At 66.2% G+C, this 23,504-nt stretch carries 25 protein-coding genes and 1 riboswitch; of the genes, 13 read left to right on the top strand and 12 right to left on the bottom strand.

Features of this window, described 5'->3' with window-relative positions; all coding sequences use genetic code 11:
• Positions 1-32 precede the first annotated feature (32 nt).
• The 8 genes from BXU08_RS08890 to BXU08_RS20520 form a co-directional block, all read right to left on the bottom strand.
• Positions 33-311: a hypothetical protein gene (locus BXU08_RS08890; RefSeq protein ID WP_150125478.1), complete on the bottom strand. Its 279-nt coding sequence runs from the start codon at positions 309-311 to the stop codon at positions 33-35.
• Between the two features lie 77 nt (positions 312-388).
• Positions 389-1,378 carry a type II secretion system F family protein gene (locus tag BXU08_RS08885; RefSeq protein WP_077509734.1) on the bottom strand — a complete coding sequence of 330 codons (990 nt, stop codon included), beginning with the start codon at positions 1,376-1,378 and terminating at the stop codon, positions 389-391.
• The gene (locus BXU08_RS08880; RefSeq protein ID WP_077509733.1) at positions 1,378-2,355 is read right to left on the bottom strand and encodes a type II secretion system F family protein; all 978 of its coding nucleotides are present in this window, start codon (positions 2,353-2,355) and stop codon (positions 1,378-1,380) included. Before BXU08_RS08880 ends, BXU08_RS08885 begins: the two co-directional genes overlap by 1 nt.
• Before the next feature lie 52 nt (positions 2,356-2,407).
• Positions 2,408-3,688 carry a pilus assembly protein CpaE gene (locus tag BXU08_RS08875; protein WP_077509732.1) on the bottom strand — a complete coding sequence of 427 codons (1,281 nt, stop codon included), beginning with the start codon at positions 3,686-3,688 and terminating at the stop codon, positions 2,408-2,410.
• On the bottom strand, positions 3,685-4,308 hold the full coding sequence (locus BXU08_RS08870; protein WP_077509731.1) for a CpaD family pilus assembly protein: 624 nt from the start codon (positions 4,306-4,308) through the stop codon (positions 3,685-3,687). Before BXU08_RS08870 ends, BXU08_RS08875 begins: the two co-directional genes overlap by 4 nt.
• Positions 4,309-4,325: 17 nt before the next feature.
• Positions 4,326-6,029, bottom strand: a complete 1,704-nt coding sequence (locus tag BXU08_RS08865; protein WP_077509730.1) for a type II and III secretion system protein family protein — start codon at positions 6,027-6,029, stop codon at positions 4,326-4,328.
• 1 nt (position 6,030) lies between these two features.
• Positions 6,031-7,056, bottom strand: a complete 1,026-nt coding sequence (gene cpaB / locus BXU08_RS08860; protein WP_077509729.1) for a Flp pilus assembly protein CpaB — start codon at positions 7,054-7,056, stop codon at positions 6,031-6,033.
• 54 nt (positions 7,057-7,110) lie between these two features.
• Positions 7,111-7,776, bottom strand: a complete 666-nt coding sequence (locus BXU08_RS20520; RefSeq protein WP_366926580.1) for a prepilin peptidase — start codon at positions 7,774-7,776, stop codon at positions 7,111-7,113.
• Positions 7,777-7,834: 58 nt separating this feature from the next.
• On the opposite strand from BXU08_RS20520, the gene BXU08_RS08850 reads away from it, so the two are divergent.
• The 3 genes from BXU08_RS08850 (at position 7,835) to BXU08_RS08840 (ending at position 10,387) form a co-directional block, all read left to right on the top strand.
• Positions 7,835-8,782, top strand: a complete 948-nt coding sequence (locus BXU08_RS08850; RefSeq protein WP_077509727.1) for an alpha/beta fold hydrolase — start codon at positions 7,835-7,837, stop codon at positions 8,780-8,782.
• Positions 8,779-9,864, top strand: a complete 1,086-nt coding sequence (locus BXU08_RS08845; RefSeq protein WP_077509726.1) for an FAD-binding oxidoreductase — start codon at positions 8,779-8,781, stop codon at positions 9,862-9,864. The genes BXU08_RS08850 and BXU08_RS08845 overlap by 4 nt, the downstream gene beginning before the upstream one ends.
• 109 nt (positions 9,865-9,973) lie before the next feature.
• The gene (locus BXU08_RS08840) at positions 9,974-10,387 is read left to right on the top strand and encodes a thioesterase family protein (protein WP_150125635.1); all 414 of its coding nucleotides are present in this window, start codon (positions 9,974-9,976) and stop codon (positions 10,385-10,387) included.
• Positions 10,388-10,672: 285 nt separating this feature from the next.
• Here the strand turns inward: BXU08_RS08840 and rnhA are convergent, their stop codons facing one another.
• From rnhA to ispH, 3 genes are all read right to left on the bottom strand, one after another.
• On the bottom strand, positions 10,673-11,116 hold the full coding sequence (rnhA, locus tag BXU08_RS08835; RefSeq protein ID WP_077509725.1) for a ribonuclease HI: 444 nt from the start codon (positions 11,114-11,116) through the stop codon (positions 10,673-10,675).
• Positions 11,113-12,069: a homoserine kinase gene (gene thrB, locus BXU08_RS08830; RefSeq protein WP_077509724.1), complete on the bottom strand. Its 957-nt coding sequence runs from the start codon at positions 12,067-12,069 to the stop codon at positions 11,113-11,115. The genes rnhA and thrB overlap by 4 nt, the downstream gene beginning before the upstream one ends.
• A 122-nt stretch (positions 12,070-12,191) precedes the next feature.
• The gene (gene ispH / locus BXU08_RS08825) at positions 12,192-13,145 is read right to left on the bottom strand and encodes a 4-hydroxy-3-methylbut-2-enyl diphosphate reductase (protein WP_077509723.1); all 954 of its coding nucleotides are present in this window, start codon (positions 13,143-13,145) and stop codon (positions 12,192-12,194) included.
• Between the two features lie 116 nt (positions 13,146-13,261).
• Here ispH and BXU08_RS08820 point away from each other — a divergent pair, with 116 nt between their 5' ends.
• The 8 genes from BXU08_RS08820 to BXU08_RS08785 all read left to right on the top strand — a co-directional run bounded on the left by BXU08_RS08820 (position 13,262) and on the right by BXU08_RS08785 (position 20,211).
• The gene (locus BXU08_RS08820; protein ID WP_171982470.1) at positions 13,262-13,900 is read left to right on the top strand and encodes a hypothetical protein; all 639 of its coding nucleotides are present in this window, start codon (positions 13,262-13,264) and stop codon (positions 13,898-13,900) included.
• A 117-nt stretch (positions 13,901-14,017) separates the two neighbouring features.
• Positions 14,018-14,113: riboswitch (glycine riboswitch) on the top strand.
• A 169-nt stretch (positions 14,114-14,282) separates the two neighbouring features.
• Positions 14,283-15,446: a glycine cleavage system aminomethyltransferase GcvT gene (gcvT, locus tag BXU08_RS08815; RefSeq protein ID WP_077509722.1), complete on the top strand. Its 1,164-nt coding sequence runs from the start codon at positions 14,283-14,285 to the stop codon at positions 15,444-15,446.
• A 3-nt stretch (positions 15,447-15,449) separates the two neighbouring features.
• Positions 15,450-15,818, top strand: a complete 369-nt coding sequence (gene gcvH / locus BXU08_RS08810) for a glycine cleavage system protein GcvH (protein WP_077509721.1) — start codon at positions 15,450-15,452, stop codon at positions 15,816-15,818.
• Complete coding sequence (locus tag BXU08_RS08805) at positions 15,815-16,252, top strand: hypothetical protein (RefSeq protein WP_171982469.1); 438 nt, start codon at positions 15,815-15,817, stop codon at positions 16,250-16,252. Before gcvH ends, BXU08_RS08805 begins: the two co-directional genes overlap by 4 nt.
• A complete protein-coding gene (gcvPA, locus tag BXU08_RS08800; RefSeq protein WP_077509719.1) occupies positions 16,252-17,610 on the top strand; it encodes an aminomethyl-transferring glycine dehydrogenase subunit GcvPA in 1,359 nt (452 codons plus the stop codon). Before BXU08_RS08805 ends, gcvPA begins: the two co-directional genes overlap by 1 nt.
• Complete coding sequence (gene gcvPB / locus BXU08_RS08795) at positions 17,607-19,178, top strand: aminomethyl-transferring glycine dehydrogenase subunit GcvPB (protein WP_077509718.1); 1,572 nt, start codon at positions 17,607-17,609, stop codon at positions 19,176-19,178. The genes gcvPA and gcvPB overlap by 4 nt, the downstream gene beginning before the upstream one ends.
• Before the next feature lie 23 nt (positions 19,179-19,201).
• On the top strand, positions 19,202-19,594 hold the full coding sequence (locus tag BXU08_RS08790; protein WP_077509717.1) for a DUF6481 family protein: 393 nt from the start codon (positions 19,202-19,204) through the stop codon (positions 19,592-19,594).
• A gap of 23 nt (positions 19,595-19,617) precedes the next feature.
• Positions 19,618-20,211, top strand: a complete 594-nt coding sequence (locus BXU08_RS08785; protein WP_077509716.1) for a DUF938 domain-containing protein — start codon at positions 19,618-19,620, stop codon at positions 20,209-20,211.
• Positions 20,212-20,255: 44 nt separating this feature from the next.
• Here the strand turns inward: BXU08_RS08785 and BXU08_RS08780 are convergent, their stop codons facing one another.
• On the bottom strand, positions 20,256-21,128 hold the full coding sequence (locus tag BXU08_RS08780; RefSeq protein WP_376787773.1) for a DMT family transporter: 873 nt from the start codon (positions 21,126-21,128) through the stop codon (positions 20,256-20,258).
• Between the two features lie 228 nt (positions 21,129-21,356).
• Between BXU08_RS08780 and proS the strand changes: the two genes are divergently transcribed.
• Positions 21,357-22,886 carry a proline--tRNA ligase gene (proS, locus tag BXU08_RS08775; RefSeq protein ID WP_077509715.1) on the top strand — a complete coding sequence of 510 codons (1,530 nt, stop codon included), beginning with the start codon at positions 21,357-21,359 and terminating at the stop codon, positions 22,884-22,886.
• Positions 22,887-22,890: 4 nt separating this feature from the next.
• Positions 22,891-23,496: a TIGR02466 family protein gene (locus BXU08_RS08770; RefSeq protein WP_253190559.1), complete on the top strand. Its 606-nt coding sequence runs from the start codon at positions 22,891-22,893 to the stop codon at positions 23,494-23,496.
• The last annotated feature ends 8 nt before the right edge of the window (positions 23,497-23,504 follow it).

Here is a 23,504-nt window from a genome sequence, read left to right as displayed (position 1 = left end):
GCTCCGGCGACAAGGCCGGAGCACTGATGAGGTCAGTAAGGATCGACCGCTCGCGGAGGCGCCACCACTCCTGGCGTCGCGGTGCGCAGCCGGGCATTCTCGGTCTCAAGCTCCCGCAGGCGGCGCTGGGCCTCGCGTAGCTCGGCGCCGGTCTCGTCGCGATAGGTACGATGGCGGAGTTCTTCGTCCTGGTAGCGCTCGCGCCACTTGCTGCGGCCCGACCGGGCGGCGAGGCCGAAGAAGAAGCCGGCGACGAGCGTGATGCCCAGGGCAATCAGCTGCGTGACGGTGTCGAATGGCAATCCTGGCATCGCTCGATCTCCCTGTACCGGGCGGGCAGGCTAGCGTGCCTGCACCACCGAAGCCACAGTAACGAACGAACGCGCGATCAGGTCATCAGTGCGTCGTTGATCGAGCAGGCCGCGGGCCCGAGGATCACGATGAACAGCACCGGCAAGATGAACAAGATCAGCGGAATGGTCATGATCGCGGGCAACCGCGCGGCCTTTTCCTCGGCGCGCATCATGCGCTCGTTGCGGAATTCGGCCGACAGCACGCGCAGCGCCGAGGCGAGCGGGGTGCCGTATTTCTCGGTCTGGATCATCGTCGTGACGACGCCGCGGACCGCTTCAAGATTGATGCGATGCGCAAGGTTCTCGAACGCCTGGCGGCGATCGGTGAGGAAGCCCAGTTCGATCCCGGTCAGCGAGAATTCCTCACCCAGCTCGGGATAGGCCTTGCCCAATTCCTTGGAGACGCGGGCGAAGGCGGCATCGACGGTCAAGCCGGCCTCGGCGCAGATCACCAGCAGGTCGAGCGCGTCGGGAAGGCCCTTGCGGATCGCATGGCTGCGCTTGGTGATCTTGTTCTTGAGATAGATGTCCGGCGCCTTGTAGCTCAGGATGAAGCTGATGGCGACGAGGCCGTACTTCTTCATCGGGCTCCATTCGAGGAACATGTCGGTGCCGTAGACCATGTACAGGATCGGCCCGCCGATCACGATCGGGAGCACCAGCCGGCCGAAAATCACTGCGACCGCCCATTCCTTCGAGCGGATGCCCGCCTGAAGCAGCTTGGTCTGGGCGACCTTGATCTGGCTCTCCTGCAGCACCTTCATCGAAGAGAGCAGCGAGCGGATGCGATCGGTGGTCTCGTTCTTCTGGACAAGCTTGGCGCGGCGCTTCGACGTCGAGGCGGTGATGCCCGCCTTGAGCTGTTCGCGGCGATCGTTGAGCGCCTTGACGCGCTTGGCCATCGGATCGCGCACCGTGGTCGCGGTGTAGATCGCGAACACGACCGCGGTGGCGGCGATGGCGCTGAGGAACGTCGCGACCCAGAGGACGTCGACGCCGAGGAGAGTGGGTCCTTCGGTCATCATCAGATCTCGAAATTGACCATCTTGGCCATGATGAAGGCACCGAGCCCCATCCAGATAAGCCCGCCGCCGCCGGCGACCATCAGCCGCTCGTCCTTGAAGAAGTTCATCATGTAATTGTTGTTGATGAACCAGACGAGGCTGAACACGATGAACGGCAGCGAACCGACGATGAGCGCGGAAGCCTTCGACTCCGAAGACATGGCTTTGATCTTGAGCTTCATCTGCGCGCGCTTGCGTAGCACTTCGGCCAGGTTGGCGAGGGTCTCGGCAAGGTTGCCGCCCGTCTCGCGCTGGATCGCGATGGTGATCACGAAGAACTGGAATTCAGGCGTGCCGAGCCGGTCCGCAGTTTCCTGCAGCGCGGCGTCGAGTGTGCGGCCGATCTTCATCTTGTCGGATACGGCGCGGAATTCCTCGCCGACCGGCCCGCGGACTTCCTGGCCGACGACGCCCATGGTCTCGGTGATCGGCAGGCCCGAGCGCAGGCCGCGGACGAGCAAGTCGATCGCATCGGGGAAATTGTTCGTGAACTTGTTGATGCGCCACTTGATGAAGAAGCTCACCACCTTGTGCGGCAGGCCTACGCCGACGAACAGACCGAGGAACAGCGCCAGCCAGATCGGCGCGCCCTGCAGCAACAGCAGCCCGCCCGGGACGAGGATAAGGCCGAGCGTGATCAGGCCGTACTGGCTCAACGTCCAGTTCTTGCCGGTCATGTTGAGGCGCTTCTGGAGCAGCGCGGGGTTGGGCAGAAAGCGCGAGGCGGCGAGATCCATGCCGCTCGCGCCCTTGGACGTGACGCGGCGGATCTGGGCTTCCATTGCCACCGAACCGCCGGCGCCGGCGTGGCGCTCGCGCACGCCGGTGAGGCGGCGGGCGCTCGCGCGCGCCACCGATGGCCCCGAAAAGGCAAGCACCATCAGCGAGAGCACCAGGAAGGTGCCTCCACCAAGCATCAAAACCGGCAGCAATTCCACGCTGACGTGCCTCCGAACCCGTTAACCCGTGCCCAGACTAGGCACGGATTGGTTACTTCTTTGCCTTTGACGGCATCTTGACCCTGATCTTGTCGAGCAGCGAGCTGCCCTTCGATCCCTTGGCCGGTTTGGCCAGCTTGTCGTCGCGCTCGCCCGAATCGGTGATCGCAGTGATCCGCGTCGCCAGTTCGCCGAGGGGCGCCAGCGACTTGGCCGACTTGCCGGCTTCGGCGAGCGGCTTGCCGAGCTTGGCCGCCTGTGCGGCGACCTTCGGCTCGAACGGGATCAGTACGTCGATCTTGCGCTCGATCGAGCCTTCGAAATCCTTGCGGCTGATCTCAAGCAGCGCTTGCGGCTGGACCTTGTTGGCGACGACGATGACCTGAGTCTGCGGCGCGTTCGACTTGAACCAGCTGAGGATGCGGATCGCATCGCGCGCGGCGGCGAGCGTGAGCTCGGTCACCAGCACCGCGACCTGCACGTCGGTGATCAGATGCGGATGGTTGACCAGCATGTTGCGCGGCAGATCGACGACGGTGCATTCGAACGCACTGCGCATCTCTTCCTGCAGCTGGTAGAAGGCGGCGCCGTCGGTCAGCACGGGTGCGTTGATCGGGGCTTCGGCCGAAAGCACCGCGAGGCGCTCGGACGCCTTGACCATGGCGCGTTCGATGAACAGCCCGTCGATGCGGCTCGGATTCTCGATCGCGTCGGTCAGGCCGCGGCCAGGCTCGAGGTCGAGCGCGAGCGCGCCGGTGCCGAAATGGACGTCGAGGTCGAGCAGCGCAGTGGTGCGCGTATGCTTGTCGCTGAGCAGCCAGGCGAGCGAAGTGGCGATCGTCGAAGCGCCGCAGCCGCCGCGCGTGCCGATCACTGCGACGGCGCAATGCGGCACGTCGCTGCCCGTTTCGGCCTGCTTGGGCGCATTGAGCGCGACCTGCGCCTGGGCGAAGGTGTCGCGCAGCGCGTCGGGGTTGAGCGGCTTGAGCAGGTAATCGTGGATCCCGCTCGCGACGAGGTCGCGGTACAGGCGCACATCGTTGACCTGGCCCGACGCGATCACGATCGTGCCGGGTTCGCAGACTTCGGCGAGTGCGTTGATGTCGTTGAGCGGATCGCCCGATTCGGAGAGGTCGACGAACAGTACCTGCGGGCTCGCCGAGACCGACAGGGTCTGGACCGCGTTGCGCAGCCCGCCCTTGTTGACCTTCTCGGGCGACCAGCCGAGCTCGACGGCGATCGGGCGCAGCGCCTCGGCCGTCGTCTCGTCGCAGACGAATGCGATGAACGGCTCGCGATGGCCGGTGCGCGAGGGATTGAAGGGCGCGTTCACTTGATGCCTCCGGACTTCACTTCGGTGCCGCCGTTGCCGCTGGGCTTCGCGCCGCGCAGTGCGTTGATCGCCTTGCTGCCGGTCGCCGGATCGGTGAGCGACGAGCCGCTGGCGCCGCGGACCAGATCGGCCGGGTCGGCGATCATCGCCGCCAGGTTGCTGTTGGTCGCGCAGCCATAGTTGGAGCTGGTGCTCTGCGACCAGTCGGGCGTGTATTGGCGCGAGAAGTCGGGGCAGCTCGGCACGCTGGCGGTCATCCGCGTGACGACCACGCGCAGGGTGCCCGGTGCGATCTGGCCGACGGTCACCGGTGCCTGATCGGCGAGCAGGATACCGTAGTTGTTGGCGAGGGCGGTGATCTCGTCACGCCCGCCATTGGGAGTGCCACCATCGTCGATCGCGATGCGGTCGCCGTAGCGCAGGCCCATCGATTCGAGCCAGCCGGCAAGCCGCTGGCTTTCGCCGGGTGCGAGGGCGTAGCCCGCGGTCTGGACGTCGAAGACATAGTCGTTCCGCTCGACCACCGGCTGGTGGATCGATTCGACGCCGCCATTATAGGTTCCGCACGCGCTCAGCAGCACGGCCGGGACCAGGAGGAGGGGAGTGAAGCGCGACAACATTGCGATCTCCTCGAGGATCAGAAACCGAAGCCGGGAGCGGCGTTGCCACCCTTTTTCGGCTTCGACGAAACGGGCGCGGCCTTGGCGGGCTGCGGAGCGGGAGCGAGCGGCGATGCGGGCCCGGGGGCGAAGGCGCCCACGGTGGGCGTCGCGCTGCCGGACGGCGCCATGCTCGGCTTGGGACGATCGCCGCCGGACTTGTTGCCGACCAGGTCGCCGCCGATGATCCGCTCGAAATCGTCCGGCGCCTTGTAGCCATCGGTCGGCAGGACGATCTGGTTCGCGTTGACCGGCTTGACCAGATACGGGGTGATCACGATCACCAGCTCGGTCTCGTTGCGGCGGAAGCCGTTCGAACGGAACAGCGCGCCGAGCACCGGCACGTCGCCGAGGCCGGGCGTCTTGTCGATCGAATTGTCGTGGGTGTTCTGCAGCAGGCCGCCGATGACCATGCTCTCGCCCGAGCCGAGCTCGACCGTGGTTTCGGCGCGGCGCGTGGTCAGTGCCGGAATCTGCGTGCTGCCGACCGAAATCGCGCCGGTCGTGGTGATCGCCGATACTTCGGGCCGCACGCGCAGCGAGATGCGCCCGTCCGAAAGCACGGTCGGCGTGAAGGCCAGGCTGACGCCATAGGGCTTGTATTCGACCGACACCTGGCCGAGTCCCTGGCTCACCAGCATCGGAATTTCGCCGCCGGCAAGGAAGGTGCTGGTTTCGCCCGAAAGCGCAGTGAGGTTCGGATTGGTGAGGGTCGTCACCTGGCCGATACGCTCGCCGAGATCGAGCGCGCCGAGCACGTCGAGGCCGAGCAGCTTGCCGGCCATGCCGAGCGTGCTGAACTGGTTGCCCTTGGTGAATTCATAGGTCGAGCCGGTGCCCGGGAGCACGAAGTCGCCCTTGGCCGGATCGAACGGAAGGCTGATCGTGCCGGCGGGGAACCCGAAGCGCGACGACGCGTCGAGCACCGGCAGGTTCGCCAGGCTGGGCGTGCCGATCGTGCCGAAGTTGCTGCGCGCGCCGGAAGACACGCCGAACTGGAAGCCGCCGGTCCGGTCGCGGGTGAGCAGGTTGACGCCCACGTCCTTGACGAAGCTGCGGCTGACTTCGGCGAAGCGCACCTGCAGATTGACCTGCAGCGGCGTTGCGGTCTTGAGCCGGTTGATCACCGGGATCTTGAGCTGTGCGGAGGGATCCGCGGTGTTGACGCCCGGGTTGAGCGCCGCGAGCACCAGCCGCTGGGCCTGCTCGCTGTCGTCCGGCGACGCGACGGTGCCGGTGATCACGGCCAGCTGGCCGGCAGTGATCACGCGGATGTCCGAATCGGGCATCGCCGCCTTGATCATGCGATCGATCGAGGTGATGTTCTGGGCGACGCGGATGTTGGTCGAATAGACCACGGTTCCGCCGGCAGTGGTGGCGAACACGGTCGCTTCGCCGAACGCCTTGCCGAACAGATGGATCTGCCGCGGATTGGCGACGTAGACGTCGGCCGCTTCGGGGTTGGACGTCCACACATTGGTGACGTTGGCGGGCAGTGTGACGAGTTCGCCCTCGCCGATCGACAGCAGGACCTCGCTGGTCGGGCGCTGGGCGTCCACCGGCAGGTTCGCCACGCGCGCCTTCTGACGCGCCTGAGCCATCACTTCGGCCGGGAGGCTCATCGCCATCGCCGCCATCACCGTGGCGCCGAGCGCCCGGTTCAGGAAAGTCTTGCTGCGCATCTTAGTTCGTACCCCCGAGCTCGACCTGGGTCACGCTGTTGCCCCGGGCAACAGTGACCGTCGGCCCCCTTTTGACGCCGGCGGCACCTGGATAGGTGGTTGCCGTCGGTGCCGCTTTCGCTTCACGATCTTCGGCCCGGCCGGGTACGGTGCTGCGCTGGAAGCGCGACACGTCGGCACCGGTGGCGAAGCCGCCGCGGCCTTCCGTCGGACGTGCGGCGGCGCGCGCCAGCATGGCCTTTTCCTTCTTCGGGTCGCCATCGGCCGGGACATCGATGTCCCCGTTCGCAATGGCTTCCTCGAGATCGCCCTGATTGTCGGCGATCGAGCGCAGCGACAGCGAGAGCTGGCCCACGGTCTGTGCGACGGCGATCTTCTCGGCGATCTTGGGCGTCGCCTCGACGGTGACCGTCGAATAGGTGGTGACGACGGTGTTACCCTTGTCGTCGCTCTGCTTGTCGGTCTTCTGGTCGGTGGCGAGCACGCGCAGGTTGCTCAGGATCGTTTCCGAAGCCTTGAGCGGCGGACCATCGCCACCGCCGGAAACCGACTGGGTCAGCACCAGGTCGACGCGGTCGCCCGGGAACACGAAGCCTGCAACGGCGCTCTGCGTGGAAACCGGAACGGTGACGGCGCGCATGCCGGCGCCGAGCGCCGCGGCCAGGAAGCCGCGATCGCCGGGCTTGACCAGCGCGCCCTGCGTGATCGGCTGGCCCGCTGGAATAGCGAAGCGGACGACCGTGCCCTGCAGCTTGGCAGGTTCGGATTCGCCCTTGATGTAATAGGCGCCCTCGATCAGCTCCTTGGGCCAGGCGACGAACTTGACCGACGTGGCGTCGAGGATCGTGCCTACCGGCAGGCTGCGGGTCGCAACCATCACCTCGGTGGTGTTCTGCGGGGCAGCCGCAGCCGGTATCGCTCCAGCGGTGGGCGCAGGCGTGCCGAGCACGAGACTGCGCGCCATGAACGCGGTGATCGCGGCGACGACGAGCGCGCCTACGAGCAGAATGAGCTTGCGTGCATCCATTTCGCTTCAAGCCTTTTCAATAACATGGCCGGTCTAGGGCGCCGGCGTTAAGCATCACGTAAACTGGTTAAAAATCGGTTCGCGAAGAACGAGAAGCGTCGCGATCGCAATCGCGACCCCGTATGGCGTCTCGGGAATGACCCCGCCGCGGCGCGCCGCGCGCATCGCGAAGATCAGCAGTCCGCCGATCGCCATGAGCAGCGTCATCACGCCCAGCGCGGCGATCACGGGCCGGCCGGCGACCAGCGTCAGGAAATGTGGCCATCCTGCCCAGCCGAGCGCCAGCAGGGCGATCAGGCCAAGCGCGATCGGCGCGATCGTCCGCCACGGCAACGCCGCGATTCCGCCGCGCAGCTGCGTCCAGCGCTCCGCCACCATCACCAGCGTCAGCGCGCCGCCCAGCAGCGACATCCACACCAGCATGCCGACCAGCGGCTGCACCGGAAGCCACAGCGCCAGCGCCGCGACGAGCTTGACGTCACCGCCGCCCATCTGGCCGATCGCATAGGCCCCGACGAAGACGACGAGAACGAACATTGCGACGCCGAGCTGGAGCGCGACGTCAGGCCATAATCCGAGCCCGTTGGCCCACCACCAGGCGGGTGCGAGCAACGCGATCACGGCGTTTTTCCAATTGGCGATGTTGCGCGTGCGCGCGTCTTCGATCCCGGCGGAAACCAGGAGCAAGCCGAGTGCGATCAGCAGCAAAGAAAGAAACACATCCCCCATCCCGCCTCACACCTAGACGGCATGGCTTATCAAAACGTAACCAAGCCTCATGGCAACTTCCCGTATAGACCGCCGCACGATCCCCGCCGGCGCGCGTATCGACCGCTGGACCGCTCCCGACGGCTGGGAGCACCGTCGGTTCGATTGGCGCGTGGAGGGGGATTCGGCGCGCGGGTCGATCCTTTTCCAGGGCGGGCGCGGCGACATTTTCGAAAAGTATCTCGAAACCTTCGCGCACTGGCATGATGCGGGCTGGAACGTCACCTCGTTCGACTGGCGCGGGCAGGGCGGCTCGGGTCGGCTGACCCCTGCGAAGAACTGCGGGGATATCGAGGATTATGCCGATTACGTCCGCGACCTGCGCGATTTCTGGGCGGAATGGACTGCCGTTACGCCTGGGCCGCATATCGCGATCGGCCATTCGATGGGCGGGCATCTGGTGCTGCGCGGGATGGTGGAGGGCGCGATAACGCCCGCCGCTGCGGTTCTCGTCGCGCCGATGCTGGGGTTCAGACCGGGGATTTTCGGCCCCTTTGCCGAGCGGGCCGCGCGCCTGCTCGGCGGGCTCGGCAATCCGGCACGCCCGGCGTGGAAGGGCAATGAAAAGCCCTATACGACCGAAACCCGCGCCTCGCTGCTCACCCATGATCGCGATCGTTATGCCGACGAGATCTGGTGGCAGACCCACGATCCGGCGATCCTCACCGGTCCGCCAAGCTGGCGCTGGGTGATCGAGGGGTTCCGCTCGATCCGCGAGCTCGCCGCCGATCCCCGGCTCGGCGAGACGCGCGTGCCGATGCTCATGCTGGTAGCCGAGCATGACGGGCTGATCGACGGCCGCGCCGCGCTCGCCCTCGCGCCCAGTCTGCCCGACGTCCATGTCGTCAGCTTCGGCAAGGAAAGCGCGCATGAGATCCTGCGCGAGGCCGATCCGGTGCGCGATCGTGCGCTGGGCGCAATCGATACGTTCCTGGCGGAGCGGGCGCCGGCCAAGTGACTCGATACGATATTGCGATCGTCGGCGCCGGGATTGCCGGAGCGAGCCTTGCGGCCGAAGTCGCGCCGCACGCCCGCATACTGCTGCTCGAAGCCGAGGACCGTCCCGGCTATCACGCCACCGGGCGCTCGGCGGCGTTCTGGTCGGAGACCTATGGCGGCCCCGGCATCCAGCCGCTCACCACTGCCTCGGGGCCGCTGCTTGCGGCGGGCGGGTTCCTCGATCCGCTCGGATCGCTCCACATCGGCCGCACTACGGAACGGGCGCAGGTCGACGCGTTTCTCGCAGCGTTCGAAGGCAGCGGTGTCGAGCTTCGCGCCGTCGATCCACGCGAGACATTGCCCGGCCTCCGCCCCGAATGGACGCTCGGCGTGTTCGAACCGAGCTGCGAATATATCGATGTCGGCGGGCTCCACGCGGCTTATCTAGCCACCGCGCGCCGCGCCGGCGTGGAACTGGCCGTCTCCGCCGGGCTGCAAGCTGCCACCCGCGAACATGGCCACTGGCGCCTCGAAACGCGCGCGGGCGGGTTCGAAGCCGACCTGTTGATCGATGCCGCTGGCGCCTGGGCAGATCCGATCGCGGCGATGGCCGGCGCGCAGCCGCTCGGCATCCAGCCCTATCGCCGCACGATGCTTCAGCTTCGCACCGATCCCGCGCCCCCTCAGGCGTGCCCGCACGTCACCCACATCGGCGGTAGTTTCTACTTCAAGCCAGAGGCCGGCGGGCGGCTATGGCTGACGCCGCATGACGAGACCGCCTGCCCCCCGGGCGACGCCGTGGCGGAGGAACTCGACATCGCCACCGCGATCGATCGCTTCGAACAGGTCGTCGATTGGCGCGTTGCGGCGCTCGAACATAAATGGGCGGGCCTAAGAAGCTTCGCGCCCGACCGGCTGCCGGTCTATGGCTTCGATCCGCGCGTCGAGGGCTTTTTCTGGTGCGCGGGGCAGGGCGGCTTCGGCATCCAGACCGCCCCCGCTGCGGCAAAGCTGGCGGCAGCGCTGTTGCTGGGCCGCTCGCCCGATCGCGACGTGGAGGCGATCGATCCGGCACGATATTCGCCGGCGCGGTTCCGCTGATTGCCTTTGCCGCTACGGAAACCGCCGCTCCGGATGGAATGTGGGATTTCTGCGATTTACCATGGATTTCGCTCGCTGCGAATCGCCTGGGATGATAGCTTCACCCATCATGCAAGGCACTGCGCTTCCCTATGAATTTCAGATCGATGTCGCGCGCGAGGACATCGATTTCATGGGCCATGTTAATAACGCCAGCTATCTCAAGTGGGTGCAGGAAGCTGTCATCAGCCATTGGCGCGGGCTCGCTCCGCCCGATGCAGTCGCGAGCCACCTGTGGGTCGCGCTCAAGCATGAGATCACCTATCGCCGCCCGGCATTCTTCGAAGACGATGTCGTGGCGACGGTGTTGCTCGAAAAGGTGCAGGGCGCCCGCGCCTTTTACGAGACGGTGATCAAGCGCGGCACCGACGTGCTCGCCGAAGTCAAGTCGAGCTGGTGCTGCGTCGATGCCGAGACGCTGCGCCCCGCGCGGCTGGCGCAAAGCGTGATCGACCACTTCTTCACCAGAGGCGACGAAGCTTAAGGGGTCTTGCCCGGCTGGATGATAGCCGTTTTCCCGGTGGCTGAGCGGCGTCCGGGGCGGCGTGGCAAGCCATTTGGAATGTAGGATTTCGCCTGCTGAAATCGACGCTCGGGGCACTTCGTCCTTAGCTCTTTGACAGCGTCGATCCCGGACCGAACGCAAAGTCGCGGGGGCTGACTTTTCAGATTTTCCGCATGGCTACGCCGCTGCTGGAACATGCGCGACGGTGTGACCCTGGTGTGACCTTTGCAGCCCTCGCCTCGACCAGCCGGGTCGATCGACTCCCTAACGCTGGGCGAGCGCGGCGTCGCTGGCGAGCTTGTCGGCGCGTTCGTTGTCGGGGTGGCCGGCATGGCCCTTCACCCACACCCATTCGATGCGATGCGGCTTGGCGGCGGCGAGCAGTTCCTGCCACAGCTCGGCATTCTTGACCGGCTTCCTGTCGGCGGTCCGCCAGCCATTCTTCATCCAGCCATGGATCCACTTGGTCAGCCCGTCCATCACATAGCGGCTGTCGGTCGACAGCGTAACGCGGCAGGGGCGCTTGAGGGCGTTCAGTCCCTGGATCGCCGCCATCAGCTCCATGCGGTTATTGGTGGTGTGGGGCTCGCCACCGGACAAATCCTTCTCGACGCCGCCCATCCGCAGCACTGCGCCCCAGCCGCCACGGCCCGGATTGCCCTTGCACGCGCCGTCGGTGGCGATTTCGACATGTTCCAGTTCGCTCATGCGAAGAGCGCGTCGCCGTTCGCTGCGTAGAAGTCCAGCCGGCGCAGATAGGCGAGCGGATCTTTCCTGGTGACAAGTGCGTCGGCCGGCGTGTTGAGCCAGTCCCAGGCGCGGGTGAGGAAGAATCGAATTGCCGCGCCCTCGGCCAGCACCGGCAGCGCCGCCCGCTCCTCGGGCAGCAGCGCGAAGTTCGCCGCAAAGCCCTCGACCAGCGCCTTGCCGACCGCGGCGTCATACTGCGCCCCGGTGGCGTCGAACGCCCAGGCGCCGTGCATCACCGCCAGGTCATAGGCGCGCACCTCGGTGCAGGCGAAATAGAAGTCGATCAGCCCGGTGATGCGGTCGCCGAGCATCAGCACGTTGTCGGGGAAGAGATCGGCGTGGATCGCGGCGCGTGGCAAGTCGCGCGGCCAGCTTGCCAACAGCTTGTCCAGAGCCTTGTCCACATGGTCGTACAGTCCGGGCTGGATCGCATCCATGTCGCGGCCGCAGCGCTCGAACAGCGGGCGCCAGTCGTCCGGGCCGAGCGAATTGGCGCGCTCGAGGCCGAAGTCGCGCAATGCTTCATGCATCTTGCCCATCGCCGCGCCGGCGGCATGCGCCTGTTTCGGGCTCGGGTGCGAGACCGATACGCCCGAGAGGAACTGGATGAGGCAGGCCGGACGCCCCTCGATCTCGTGGATCGTCCGCCCGTCGCGGTCGGGCACCGCCGGCGGCACGGGCAGGCCGCGATCGGCGAGATGGTCGAGCAGTGCGAGGAAGAAGGGCAGGTCGTCCGCCGAGACGCGCTTCTCGTAGAGCGTCAGGATGAAACGGCTCTTGCTGGTATCGACGAGATAGTTGGAGTTCTCGACGCCCTCGGCGATGCCCTTGGCCGAGACCAGGTCGCCGACGTCGAATCGCTCGAGGAAGGCACCAAGCGCCTCAGCCGAAACCTGTGTGTAAACCGCCAAGCCAACCCCCCGTTCGCCCCGAGCGTGTCGAAGGGCTGTTCTTGCTCGGCGGTTAAAGGAAACAACGGTGCTTCGACAAGCGCAGCACGGACGGGTAATTGTTTATCGCCCGCAACCGACGCTTACGCCGCCTCCAGCCCGCGCGGCAGCTTGAACACGACATTTTCCTCGACCGTCTCGACATCGCGCTCGCGCACGTCGAACCGCTCGGAGAGCTTGTCGACCAGCTCGCGCACCAGCAGCTCGGGTGCCGAGGCGCCGGCACTGATGCCGAGCGAGCCGACGCCCTCCAGCCACGCCCAGTCGAGATCCTCGGCGCGGGGGATCAGATAGGCTGTCGTGCCCTGCCGCTCGGCGACTTCGACCAGCCGCAGCGAATTGGACGAGTTCCTGCTGCCGATCACCAGCACCAGATCGACCGAGGAGGCGATCGCCTTGACCGCGCCCTGGCGGTTGGTGGTGGCATAGCAGATGTCGTTGGGGCCGGGCGCGAGGATCGCGGGGAAGCGCCGCTTGAGCACGTCCAGCGTCGCCGCGGTATCGTCCACCGACAAGGTCGTCTGGGTGAGGAAGGCGAGGTTGTCGGGATCGGCGACCTGCACCGCCTCGGCATCGGCGGGCGTCTCGATCAGCGTCATCGCGCCTTCGGGAACCTGTCCGAAGGTGCCGATCACCTCGGGATGCCCCTTGTGGCCGATGAACAGGATGTGGCGTCCCGCGGCGACCAGCCGCTCGGCTTGGCGATGGACCTTGGAGACCAGCGGGCAGGTCGCGTCGAGATAGGAGAGTCCGCGCTCGGCCGCCTTGGCGGGCACCGCCTTGGGCACGCCATGCGCCGAGAACACCACAGGCACCCCGTCGGGCACTTCGTCAAGCTCTTCGACGAAGATCGCGCCCTTGGCCTTGAGCGTGTCGACGACGAACTTGTTGTGGACGATTTCGTGCCGGACATAGACCGGCGCGCCGTATTTCTCGATCGCCAGCTCGACGATGCGGATCGCGCGATCCACCCCGGCGCAGAAGCCGCGCGGGGCGGCGATGAGCAGTTCGAGCGGCGGTTTTGCGGTCGCGTTCATCACGGGCCGGGCTCTACGCGATTGCTTGCGCGCGCGAAAGCCGGTTCCTATGGTGCCCGGCATTTCCCGGGCCGCGCGTGCGTGGCCCGTTGTTCCGTCTGAAAGGTGTTTCGCCCGTGTCGCTCGCCAAGCTCGCCGTCCCCGCCCTGATCCTGCTGGCTGCCGGCGGCTGCTCCCGCACCGGCGAGATCGCCGAGGGCGGCATCACCGCGGTGCGCTCGGCCTGCCCGCATATCGGCGTCCCTGCCGGCACCGGCGACGTCACGCTGTTCAATCCCGCGAACAGCCGTGAGGCGAGCGCGATCGACGTGACCGCGGTGCTCACCAACGTCCAGTCGACCTGCGACGAGACTGGCCCGCAGATCCAGGCCAATGTCCGCTTCGACGTGCTGGCGCGGCGCAACCAGGCCGGGCCGGCCCGCGATGTCTCGCTGCCCTATTTCATCACCGTCGTGCGCGGCGGCACGTCGGTCACCGCCAAGCGCATCGGTCGGGTCACCGTCCATTTCGACGAGGGCCAGCTCCGTGCGCAGACCAGCGGTCAGGCAAGCGCGAACATCGATCGTGCCGCGGCGACTCTGCCCGAGGAAGTGCGCAAGCGCCTGACCGAGAAGCGCAAGGCCGGTGACCAGGCCGCGGCAATGGACCCGCTCGCCGATCCGGCGATCCGCTCGGCAGTGCTCGCTTCGACTTTCGAAGCGCTGGTCGGCTTCCAGCTGACCGAGGACCAGCTGAAGTACAACGTCACGCGCTGACTTATTCCCCTCCCGCAAGCGGGAGGGGCGCGATTGCGATCATCGTTGCGCCTTTCGCGATTGACTCGAATCACCCCCCCCGCCAAGGCTGCGCGCGTCGATGTCGGGCAACCGGCATAGGCACGCGCGGGAGAGTGGTGGTCCTTCGAGGGCCACCCGCCGAAGGAGCAACCGCCCCGGAATCTCTCAGGCATCAGGGACCGCGCGTGCAGTGACACTCTGGAAAGCGCCGCTCCAGAAGCGGCCACCGAAGGGGTAAGCGGATGCTCTCATCAAGAGAGCGGCGTGAAAGCTCTCAGGTTCCGTGACAGAGGGGGCGAGGGATTGTGACGCATCGCCGTGCGTTCGGACTCTCGTTCAAACCTCGCGCGGAGTGCCTTTGATGAGCCTGGATATTCCCGAGACCGAAGAAGACGCACTGGAAATCCAGCAGCTGCCGCTCGATGCCTGGCACCGCGCGCGCGGCGGCCGGATGGTGCCGTTCGCGGGATACGAGATGCCCGTCCAGTATGAAGGCATCATGGCCGAGCATGTCTGGACGCGCGAGCATGCCGGGCTGTTCGACGTCAGCCATATGGGTCAGCTTTTGTTCTCGGGGCCTGATGTCGATGCACAGCTCGAAACGCTGCTGCCGGGCGACATCAAGGGGCTTGGCGAGGGGCGGATGCGCTATTCGCTGCTGCTCGCCGAAAATGGCGGGATCCATGACGATCTGATGGTCACCCGGCTCGGCCAGGAGAATGCGTTCGAGATCGAAGCCGGCGCCTTCTACATGGTCGTCAACGGTGCGACCAAATGGGACGATCTCGGCGTACTGCGCGAGCATCTGCCCGACGAAGTGATGATCAACCATCTCGACGAGCAGGCGCTGCTGGCGCTGCAGGGTCCCGAGGCAGTTACCGCGCTGGAGCGTGTCGTGCCGGGCGTGGGCGCCCTTGTATTCATGACCGCCGCGGCGTTCGAATGGAACGGCAATCCGCTCTGGGTCAGCCGCTCGGGCTATACCGGCGAGGACGGGTTCGAAATCTCGCTTCCAGGCGACGCCGCCGAGGCATTAGCCGAGGCGCTGACTGCGCAGCCCGAGGTCAAACCGATCGGGCTGGGCGCGCGCGATTCGCTGCGGCTCGAAGCCGGATTGCCGCTTTACGGCCACGACCTCGATCTCGAGACCACCCCGGTTGCCGCCGATCTGGGCTTCGCGCTGTCCAAGCGTCGCCGCGAGGAAGGCGGCTTCCCCGGCCATGCGCGGATCATCGCCGAGCGCGAGAACGGGCCGATCGCCAGGCGCGTCGGGCTGATCGTCGAGGGCCGCCAGCCCGTGCGTGAAGGTGCGGCGGTAGTCGATGCCGACGGCACCGAAGTCGGCAAGGTGACCAGCGGCGGGTTCGCCCCTACCGCGCAAAAGCCGATCGCAATGGCCTATGTGCCCGCTGCGCTCGCGGTGCCCGGAACGCGGATCACGCTCGCCCAGCGCGGCAAAGTTCATCATGCGGAGGTCGTCGCGATGCCCTTCGTGCCTCATCGTTACGTCAGAAAGGGAGCCTGACCCGTGCGCTATTTCACTGAAGATCATGAGTGGATCGACGTCGACGGCGATGTCGCGACGGTCGGCATCACCGAGTACGCGCAGAGCCAGCTCGGCGACATCGTGTTCGTCGAGACCCCCGAAGAAGGCAAGTCGGTCGCCAAGGGTGACGACGCCGCCGTGGTCGAGAGCGTCAAGGCCGCGTCGGACGTCTACGCGCCGGTCGCCGGCACGGTGATCGAGGGCAATGCCCAGCTCGCCGACAATCCTGCGCTGGTCAACGAGGATCCCGAAGGCGAGGGCTGGTTCTTCAAGCTGACACTGGCCGATGCCGGCGAGCTCGAAAGCCTGATGGACGAAGCCGCGTACCAGGATTTTGTGAGCAAGCTTTGAGGCTTGCGGTCGCCTTGGCCGGGATGTGGGTCGGTGGGTGCGGCGCTGCTGAGCAGCCGCTCCCGCTCACCCAGCTTCTGAGCCAATGTGACTCGTTCAAAGGTAAGTCGGTGCAGGTGGGCGGCTATCTGGATGATTGCGCCAAATATAGCTGCCAACTGTTCACCGGTAAGCCAGGATCGGAACGATTTGTCGCTGTCGAGAGCGCCGGCGTGGCGCGATCGGCTATCGGCATCGGCGGCGATAATGAAGCGTTCGATCAGAAGGCCGCGCCACTGCAGCGCAGTTACGTCGTCGTCACCGGTCGTGTGGACGATCGCAGCTGTGATGGCCAGGGTGGGACCGATCGCTCGCCGGGTCTGCATCCTTCCGATATTCGCGCCTCGACCATGACTGAGGCAGCGCCCGCAAAACTCGTAGTGAGAAATTCCTGATGCGCTATCTGCCCCTTACCCCGACTGACCGGACGGCGATGCTCGCCACGATCGGTGCCAAGTCGGTCGATGATCTGTTCGTCGACGTGCCCCAGGCCGCGCGGCTCGACGGGCCGGTCCATGGCCTGCCCAACCATGCCAGCGAACTGGCGGTCGAGCGGCACATGTCGGCGCTGGCGAAGAAGAACCTCGCTGCGGGCGACGTGCCGTTCTTCCTCGGCTGCGGGGCGTACAAGCATCATGTGCCGGCATCGGTCGATCACCTGATCCAGCGCGGCGAGTTCCTCACTGCCTATACGCCGTACCAGCCCGAGATCGCGCAGGGCACGCTCCAGGTGATGTTCGAATTCCAGACGCAGGTCGCGCGGCTGCTCGGCTGCGACGTGGCCAATGCGTCGATGTACGACGGCTCCACGGCGTGCTGGGAAGCGATCACGATGGCGCGGCGCGTGACCAAGCGCGGCAAAGCGATCCTGTCGGGCGGGCTGCACCCGCATTACGTCTCGGTCGCCAACACGATGGCGAAATTCACCGGCGACCTGCTGGTGACGTCGCTGCCGACGCTGTCGCCGCACCCCGACACCGACGATCTGATCGCGCAGATCGATGACGAGACCTCATGCGTCGTGGTCCAGTATCCCGACATCCTCGGGCGGATCGGCGACTTGTCGAAGCTCGCCGAGGCGGCGCATGCGAAAAAGGCGCTGCTGGTCGCGGTCGTCACCGAGCCCGTTGCGCTCGGCGCGATCCGCTCGCCGGGGGAGATGGGCGCGGATATCGTCGTCGGCGAAGGCCAGTCGATCGGCGTCGGCCTCCAGTTCGGCGGTCCGTATGTCGGCTTGTTCGCCTGCTCCGAGAAGCTGGTCCGCCAGATGCCGGGACGGCTCTGTGGCCAGACGGTGGATGCCGAGGGCAGGCGCGGCTTCGTGCTGACGCTCTCAACGCGCGAGCAGCATATCCGCCGCGAAAAGGCGACGTCGAATATCTGCACCAGCTCGGTGCTGTGTGCGCTCGCCTGGTCGATCCACATGACTCTCCTCGGCGAGAAGGGGCTGCGGCAGCTCGCGGCGGTCAACCATGCCGGCGCCAGCGCGGCGGCCGATCGGCTGGCGCAGGTGTCTGGCGTCGAGCTGGTAACCCCGACCTTCTTCAACGAGTTCACGCTCAAGCTCTCGAAGGAAGCGCGCCCGGTGGTTCGTGCGCTGGCCGACAAGGGCATCCTCGCCGGCGTGTCGCTCGGGCGGCTCTATCCGGATGCGGCCGGCCTCGCCAACGGGCTGGTCGTCGCGGTCACCGAAACCACCACGCAGGAGGACGTCGAGACGCTTGCCTCCGCGCTTCAGGAGGCGCTGGCATGAGCACCATCAACCAGAGCGGCTGGCGCCCGACCACCCCGCAGGCCGGCTCGGCTTCGAGCGATACCTTCACCGGCAACCGGGCGTTGATGCTCGAGGAAGCGCTGATCTTCGAGATCGGTTCGGCGGACACCACCGGCGTCGATTTCGCCGACGCGCCGACAGGCAAGTCCCGCCTCGGCGATCTCGGCCGCGACACTGCGATCGGGCTTCCCGGCCTGTCCGAGCCCGAGGCGGTGCGCCACTATACCCGCCTCAGCCGCCAGAATTACGCGATCGACCTCGGGCTCTTCCCGCTCGGTTCTTGCACGATGAAGCACAATCCGCGCCTGAACGAGCGGATGGCGCGGCTTCCCGGCTTCGCCGATCTCCACCCGCTGACTCCGGTCGATGCGTGCCAGGGCGCGTTCGAAGTGATCCATCAGCTCGCGCATTGGCTGGTGACGCTGACCGGCATGCACTCGGTGGCAATGAGCCCCAAGGCCGGCGCGCATGGCGAGCTTTGCGGCGTGCTCGCGATCCGCGCGGCGCTCGACGCCAAAGGCGAGCAGGCGCGCAAGGTGCTGCTGGTTCCGGAGAGCGCGCACGGCACCAATCCGGCGACCGCAGCCTTCGCCGGCTTCTCGGTCGAGGACATTCCTGCGACCGAAGCAGGCCGCGTCAACCTGCGCGCGCTCAAGGAACGGCTCGGGCCCGACGTTGCGGGCGTGATGATCACCAACCCCAACACCTGCGGCCTGTTCGAGCCCGACATGCGCGAGATCTCGGACGCGGTGCATGAAGCGGGCGGCTTCGTCTATTGCGACGGCGCCAATTTCAACGCGATCGTCGGTCGTGTGCGGCCGGGCGATCTCGGCATCGACGCAATGCATATCAACCTGCACAAGACCTTCTCCACTCCGCATGGCGGCGGCGGGCCTGGCTCGGGGCCGGTGGTGTTCTCCGAGGCGCTCACGCCCTATGCGCCGTTGCCCTTCGTCGAGATGCAGGGCGATCACTTCGCGCTGGTCGAGGAAGAAACTGCGGGCGAACATCATGCGTCGAGTTTCGGCCGGATGGTCGCGTTTCATGGCCAAATGGGCATGTTCACCCGGGCGCTAACCTACATCCTCTCCCACGGCGCCGACGGCCTCCGCCAGGTCGCCGAGGATTCGGTGCTGAACGCAAACTATATCCTCCGCTCGATGGAGGATGTGCTCGACGCGCCGTTCGGCAAAGCGGGTCCGTGTATGCACGAGGCGATTTTCTCGGATAAGGGCCTGCCCGAGGGCTTTTCGACGATCGATATCGCCAAGGGGCTGATCGACGAGGGCTTCCATCCGATGACGGTATATTTCCCACTCGTCGTACATGGGGCAATGCTGGTAGAGCCCACCGAGACCGAATCGAAGGCGGCGCTCGATCAGTTCATCGGCGCATTCCGTTCGGTCGCCGCCCGGGCGCGCAATGGCGACCCGGAAATCAAGACGGCGCCGCACTTCGCACCGCGTCGGCGTCTCGACGAGACGCTTGCCGCGCGCAAGCCGGTCTTGGTGTGGAAAGAGCCCGTTAGGGCAGAGGCGGCAGAATAGCCGCGCAGGAGTTTGAATACCGAATGACGTATAACGACACTTTCCGTGACCGCGCCGGACGCTCGGCCGACGCCAAAAAGGCGCTGCTCGACAAGCTCAAGGCCGCTCCCAAGCTGAGCGAGGCCGAACTGGCCGAGCGCAAGGCTGCGCGCCTTGCCCGCGAGCAGGCCGAGATCGACGAGCGTGCGGCAAAGCAGGCAGCGATTGAAGCCGAGAAGGCCGCGATCGAAAAGGCCAAGTCCGATGCCGAGGCGGCAAAGCTCGCCGCCGAGCGCGAAGCCGCCGAGGCAGCTGCTGCCAAGGCCGCTGCCAAGGCTGAAGCGGCCAAGGCCGCCAAGGAGAAGCTCGCCGCATCGTTCATGCTCCCGCCCAAGGGCAGCGACAGCCGCTATCCGGCGCGCAAGGGCGGCAAGTAGGATCCGGTAGCGGCGCTCGCGACATGAGCGCGCGCCGCCACGCTCCTGCCACCGCGCGCAATCGCGAGCCGATCGCTGCGGTGCTCGAACGCGTGCTTCCAGCACGCGGACTGGTGCTCGAAGTGGCGAGCGGCAGCGGGGAGCATTGCGCCTTTTTCGCTGAACGCTTTCCCGCCCTGCAATGGCAGCCGAGCGATCCCGAGGATGGGGCACGCGAGTCGATCGCCGACTGGTGCGCAAGCTTGCCCAACGTCTTGCCGCCGCTTGCGCTGGACGCCACAGCGGATGCCTGGCCAATCGTCGCCGCCGACGCGGTGCTCTGCGCAAACATGGTCCATATCAGCCCATGGGAGGCGACGCTCGGGCTGATGGACGGAGCAGGTCGGCTGCTCGCGCCGGGCGCGCCGCTGATCGTCTACGGACCCTATCGTCAGCGCGACATGCCCACCGCAGAATCGAACGAGGCCTTCGATGTCTCACTCAAGGCGCGCGATTCGCGCTGGGGCCTACGCCATGTCGAGGAGGTGTCGGCTGCGGCCGCCGCCTGCGGGCTGGTGCTCGAACAGATCGTCCCGATGCCAGCGAACAATCTCAGCCTGGTTTTCCGCCGGGAATAGCGTCGCCTGCGCAGGCCCTGCGATGAAGTCTGTTGTGCCCGACTCTAGGAAGTGGCCGCGTCGCTGATCGCTTCGGTGTTGCGGACATGGAGCACGCGCTCGCGCCAGACGATGTATAGGCCGCTGGCGATGATGATTGGCGCGCCAAGCCAGGTCCATGGCGTCGGCCAGGCGCTGAAGATCAGCCAACCATAGAAGGTGCCCCAGATCAGGCTCGAATAGTCCATCGGGATCACGGTGGAGACCGGCGCGAAGCGCACCGACGCAGTCAGCGCGAGCTGCGCGACGCCCCCGACCAGGCCAATCGCGACCAGGTTGAGCCACGTTCCCCAATCGTGCGACTGGAGCTGGAAGGCATAGGCGATGCCGAGCGGCGGCAGCGACAGCACAGAGAACCAGAACACCGTGGTGCCGGCGCCCTCGGTCTTGCCGATCTGGCGCAGCGTGATCGCGACGATCGCCACGAACAAGGCCGCCATCAGCCCGACAAAACCGCCGAACAGCGGGAACTCGCCGCTGCCCGGCTGGGCGACGACCAGCACGCCCGCAAACCCGACGATCACTGCGCCCCAGCGGTGCCAGCCGGTCTTCTCGCCGAGGACCAGCGCGCCGAGGATGGTTGCGAAGATCGGCACGGTGAACTGCAGCGTCGTCGCTTCCGCCAGCGGGAGCAGCAGCACTGCGCCGAAGGTGAAGACCATCCCGGTGAGGCCAATCGCAGTGCGCGTGACATGCGCGCCGAAGCGGGCAGTGCGGATCGAGCCGAGGCCGGGGCCTGCCATGATCCACGCCGTGACGATCGGCACCGCCCAGAGCTGCCGATGGAACATCGTCTCGACCAGGGTGGCGCCGCGGGTCTCGGCGAGCTTGATCAGCGCCGACATGGTCGAAAGGCACAGGATTGCGAAAAGGCGCAACGCCAAGCCCTTGAACGTGCTGTCTGCTATCGTTTGCGCCACGCGGTCCGGTTAGGCGGCGGTGCTGCGGCGCACAACCCTGCGCTTCTCCTTATTCGCGCGCTGCCATACAGCGCCAAACATCGAGTCGGTCCGGCTTTCTTTTCCTAAGCGTACGAATGTTGTCACCGCCTCGACGAAGCTCGTGCCGCCATTGCGGGTATCGACCACGGGCTTTAGAGGCACGGCATGATCAAGCACGCTCTCAACGTCACCCGCGAAGCCGATTTCGCTGCCTGGTATCAAGCCGTCATCTCGGAGGCCGATCTGGCCGAGGAGAGCGGCGTGCGCGGATGCATGGTCATCCGGCCGTGGGGCTATGGTATTTGGGAGCGTATCCAGCGCCTGCTCGACGATCGCATCAAGGCGACCGGCCATGAGAATTGCTATTTTCCGGTGTTCATCCCGCTCTCATACTTCGAGAAAGAGGCTGAACATGTCGAGGGCTTCGCCAAGGAAATGGCGGTGGTCACACATCATCGGCTGATTTCGGACGGCAACGGGAGGCTGGTGCCCGATCCTTCGGCGAAGCTGGAAGAGCCGCTGGTCGTTCGGCCGACGTCGGAAACGGTGATCGGCATGGCGTTCGCGCGCTGGGTGCAGTCGTGGCGCGATTTGCCGGTGCTGATCAACCAATGGGCCAATGTGGTGCGCTGGGAAATGCGCACGCGGATGTTCCTGCGGACCTCCGAGTTCCTCTGGCAGGAGGGGCATACCGCGCATGCCAGCGAGGCAGAGGCGCGCGAAGAGACGCTCAAGATGCTCGAAGTCTATCGCAGCTTCGCCGAGGAATGCGTCGCGCTGCCTGTGGTGGCGGGCGAGAAGCCGGAGAATGAGCGCTTTCCCGGCGCCGTCGCGACCTATTCGATCGAAGCGATGATGCAGGACGGCAAGGCGCTGCAGGCGGGCACCTCGCATTTCCTCGGCACCAATTTCGCGCAGGCGCAGAATATCCGCTTTCAGAACGCGGCGGGCGAGCTCGAGCTGGCGCAGACGACCAGCTGGGGCATGTCGACGCGAATGATCGGCGGACTGATCATGGTGCATGGCGACGATGACGGGCTCCGCGTGCCGCCGCGCGTCGCGCCGTGGCAGGTGGTGATCGTGCCGATGCTGCGCGATCAGCCCGAGGACGCCGAGATCGTGGCATATTGCAAGACGCTCCAGCAGGAACTGGCGGTGTTCAGCGTGTTCGGCGAGCCGGTGCGCGCACTGCTCGACCAGCGCCCGGCCAAGGCCGCGACCAAGCGCTGGGGCTGGGTCAAGAAGGGCGCGCCGATCGTGATCGAAGTCGGTGGGCGCGACGTCGCTGGCGGCAACGTCTCGGTGATCCGCCGCGACCGGCTGTATCGCGAGGACGGCAAGCTCGACAGCTCTGTGGTGCCGCGCGGGCAGTTGGTCGACGAGGCAACGCAGATGCTGGAGAGCATCCAGCAGGCGCTGTACAGTCAGGCGCGCGAACGGATGGACGCCAATATCCGCCGCGACGTGACCGACTTCGCCGCGCTCGAAAAGGCATTCGAGGGCAGCAAGCCGGGCTGGGTCGAAGTCAACTGGTCGAAGCCGACCGGTGCGGAACTCGACAAGGTTGTCGAGCGGCTAAAGGCACTCAAGCTCACCGTCCGCAACGTGCCGGGCGATGCCGCTGTGGCGGAAGGCGCGTGCATCTTCACTGGCGCGCCTGCGGTCGAGCGCATCCTGGTCGCCCGGGCATATTAAGCCCGTGGCGGTCCGTTCCCTCTTCGCTTCCTTGCTCTATCAGGAGGCATTGGGCGACGACCCGCTGATCGAGGAGCTCGAAGCCTCCTGCCTCCAGCTTGCCGAAGACGACCGGGCGGGCCGCGGCTGGGCGAAGGAGCATGGCTATCGGGGCTATACCTCCTATGCCTCGCTCAACGACTTGCCGATCCGCGATCCGGCGTTCGCCGATCTCAAGAGGCTGCTCGACAGGCATGTCGCGAAGTTCGCGGACGCGTGCGGATTCGAACTGGGCGGCAAGAAGCTCAAGCTCGACAGCCTGTGGGTCAACGTGCTCGACGGCAAGGGCGGGCACAGCGCGCATATCCATCCGCACAGCGTGGTCTCGGGCACCCTCTATGTCGCACTTCCGGTCGGATCGCGCGGGCTCAAGCTTGAGGATCCGCGCCACGCAATGATGATGGCCGCCCCGCCGCGGCGCCCTGATGCACCGGAGAGCCTGCAGAACTTCGTCGAAATCGTGCCCGAGCCGGGCACCGTGCTGCTGTGGGAAAGCTGGCTGCGGCATGAAGTGCCGGCGGGATCCGGAAAGGGCAAAAGGATCAGCGTGAGCTTCAACTATCGCTGGTAACCGGGGAA

It is taken from the genome of Sphingomonas sp. LM7, from assembly GCF_002002925.1.
Classification (GTDB): Bacteria; Pseudomonadota; Alphaproteobacteria; order Sphingomonadales; family Sphingomonadaceae; genus Sphingomonas.
Note: the sequence above shows the minus strand (reverse complement) of the source record. Positions and strands in the feature narration are given on the sequence as shown.

What these genes read in the sequence shown, in the direction of transcription:
- BXU08_RS08890 (WP_150125478.1), bottom strand. Translation starts at nt 311, where the DNA reads ATGCCAGGATTGCCATTCGACACCGTCACGCAGCTGATTGCCCTGGGC.
- BXU08_RS08885 (WP_077509734.1), bottom strand. Translation starts at nt 1,378, where the DNA reads ATGATGACCGAAGGACCCACTCTCCTCGGCGTCGACGTCCTCTGGGTC.
- BXU08_RS08870 (WP_077509731.1), bottom strand. Translation starts at nt 4,308, where the DNA reads ATGTTGTCGCGCTTCACTCCCCTCCTCCTGGTCCCGGCCGTGCTGCTG.
- BXU08_RS08865 (WP_077509730.1), bottom strand. Translation starts at nt 6,029, where the DNA reads ATGCGCAGCAAGACTTTCCTGAACCGGGCGCTCGGCGCCACGGTGATG.
- cpaB (WP_077509729.1), bottom strand. Translation starts at nt 7,056, where the DNA reads ATGGATGCACGCAAGCTCATTCTGCTCGTAGGCGCGCTCGTCGTCGCC.
- BXU08_RS08850 (WP_077509727.1), top strand. Translation starts at nt 7,835, where the DNA reads ATGGCAACTTCCCGTATAGACCGCCGCACGATCCCCGCCGGCGCGCGT.
- BXU08_RS08840 (WP_150125635.1), top strand. Translation starts at nt 9,974, where the DNA reads ATGCAAGGCACTGCGCTTCCCTATGAATTTCAGATCGATGTCGCGCGC.
- rnhA (WP_077509725.1), bottom strand. Translation starts at nt 11,116, where the DNA reads ATGAGCGAACTGGAACATGTCGAAATCGCCACCGACGGCGCGTGCAAG.
- ispH (WP_077509723.1), bottom strand. Translation starts at nt 13,145, where the DNA reads ATGAACGCGACCGCAAAACCGCCGCTCGAACTGCTCATCGCCGCCCCG.
- gcvT (WP_077509722.1), top strand. Translation starts at nt 14,283, where the DNA reads ATGAGCCTGGATATTCCCGAGACCGAAGAAGACGCACTGGAAATCCAG.
- gcvPA (WP_077509719.1), top strand. Translation starts at nt 16,252, where the DNA reads ATGCGCTATCTGCCCCTTACCCCGACTGACCGGACGGCGATGCTCGCC.
- gcvPB (WP_077509718.1), top strand. Translation starts at nt 17,607, where the DNA reads ATGAGCACCATCAACCAGAGCGGCTGGCGCCCGACCACCCCGCAGGCC.
- BXU08_RS08790 (WP_077509717.1), top strand. Translation starts at nt 19,202, where the DNA reads ATGACGTATAACGACACTTTCCGTGACCGCGCCGGACGCTCGGCCGAC.
- BXU08_RS08785 (WP_077509716.1), top strand. Translation starts at nt 19,618, where the DNA reads ATGAGCGCGCGCCGCCACGCTCCTGCCACCGCGCGCAATCGCGAGCCG.
- proS (WP_077509715.1), top strand. Translation starts at nt 21,357, where the DNA reads ATGATCAAGCACGCTCTCAACGTCACCCGCGAAGCCGATTTCGCTGCC.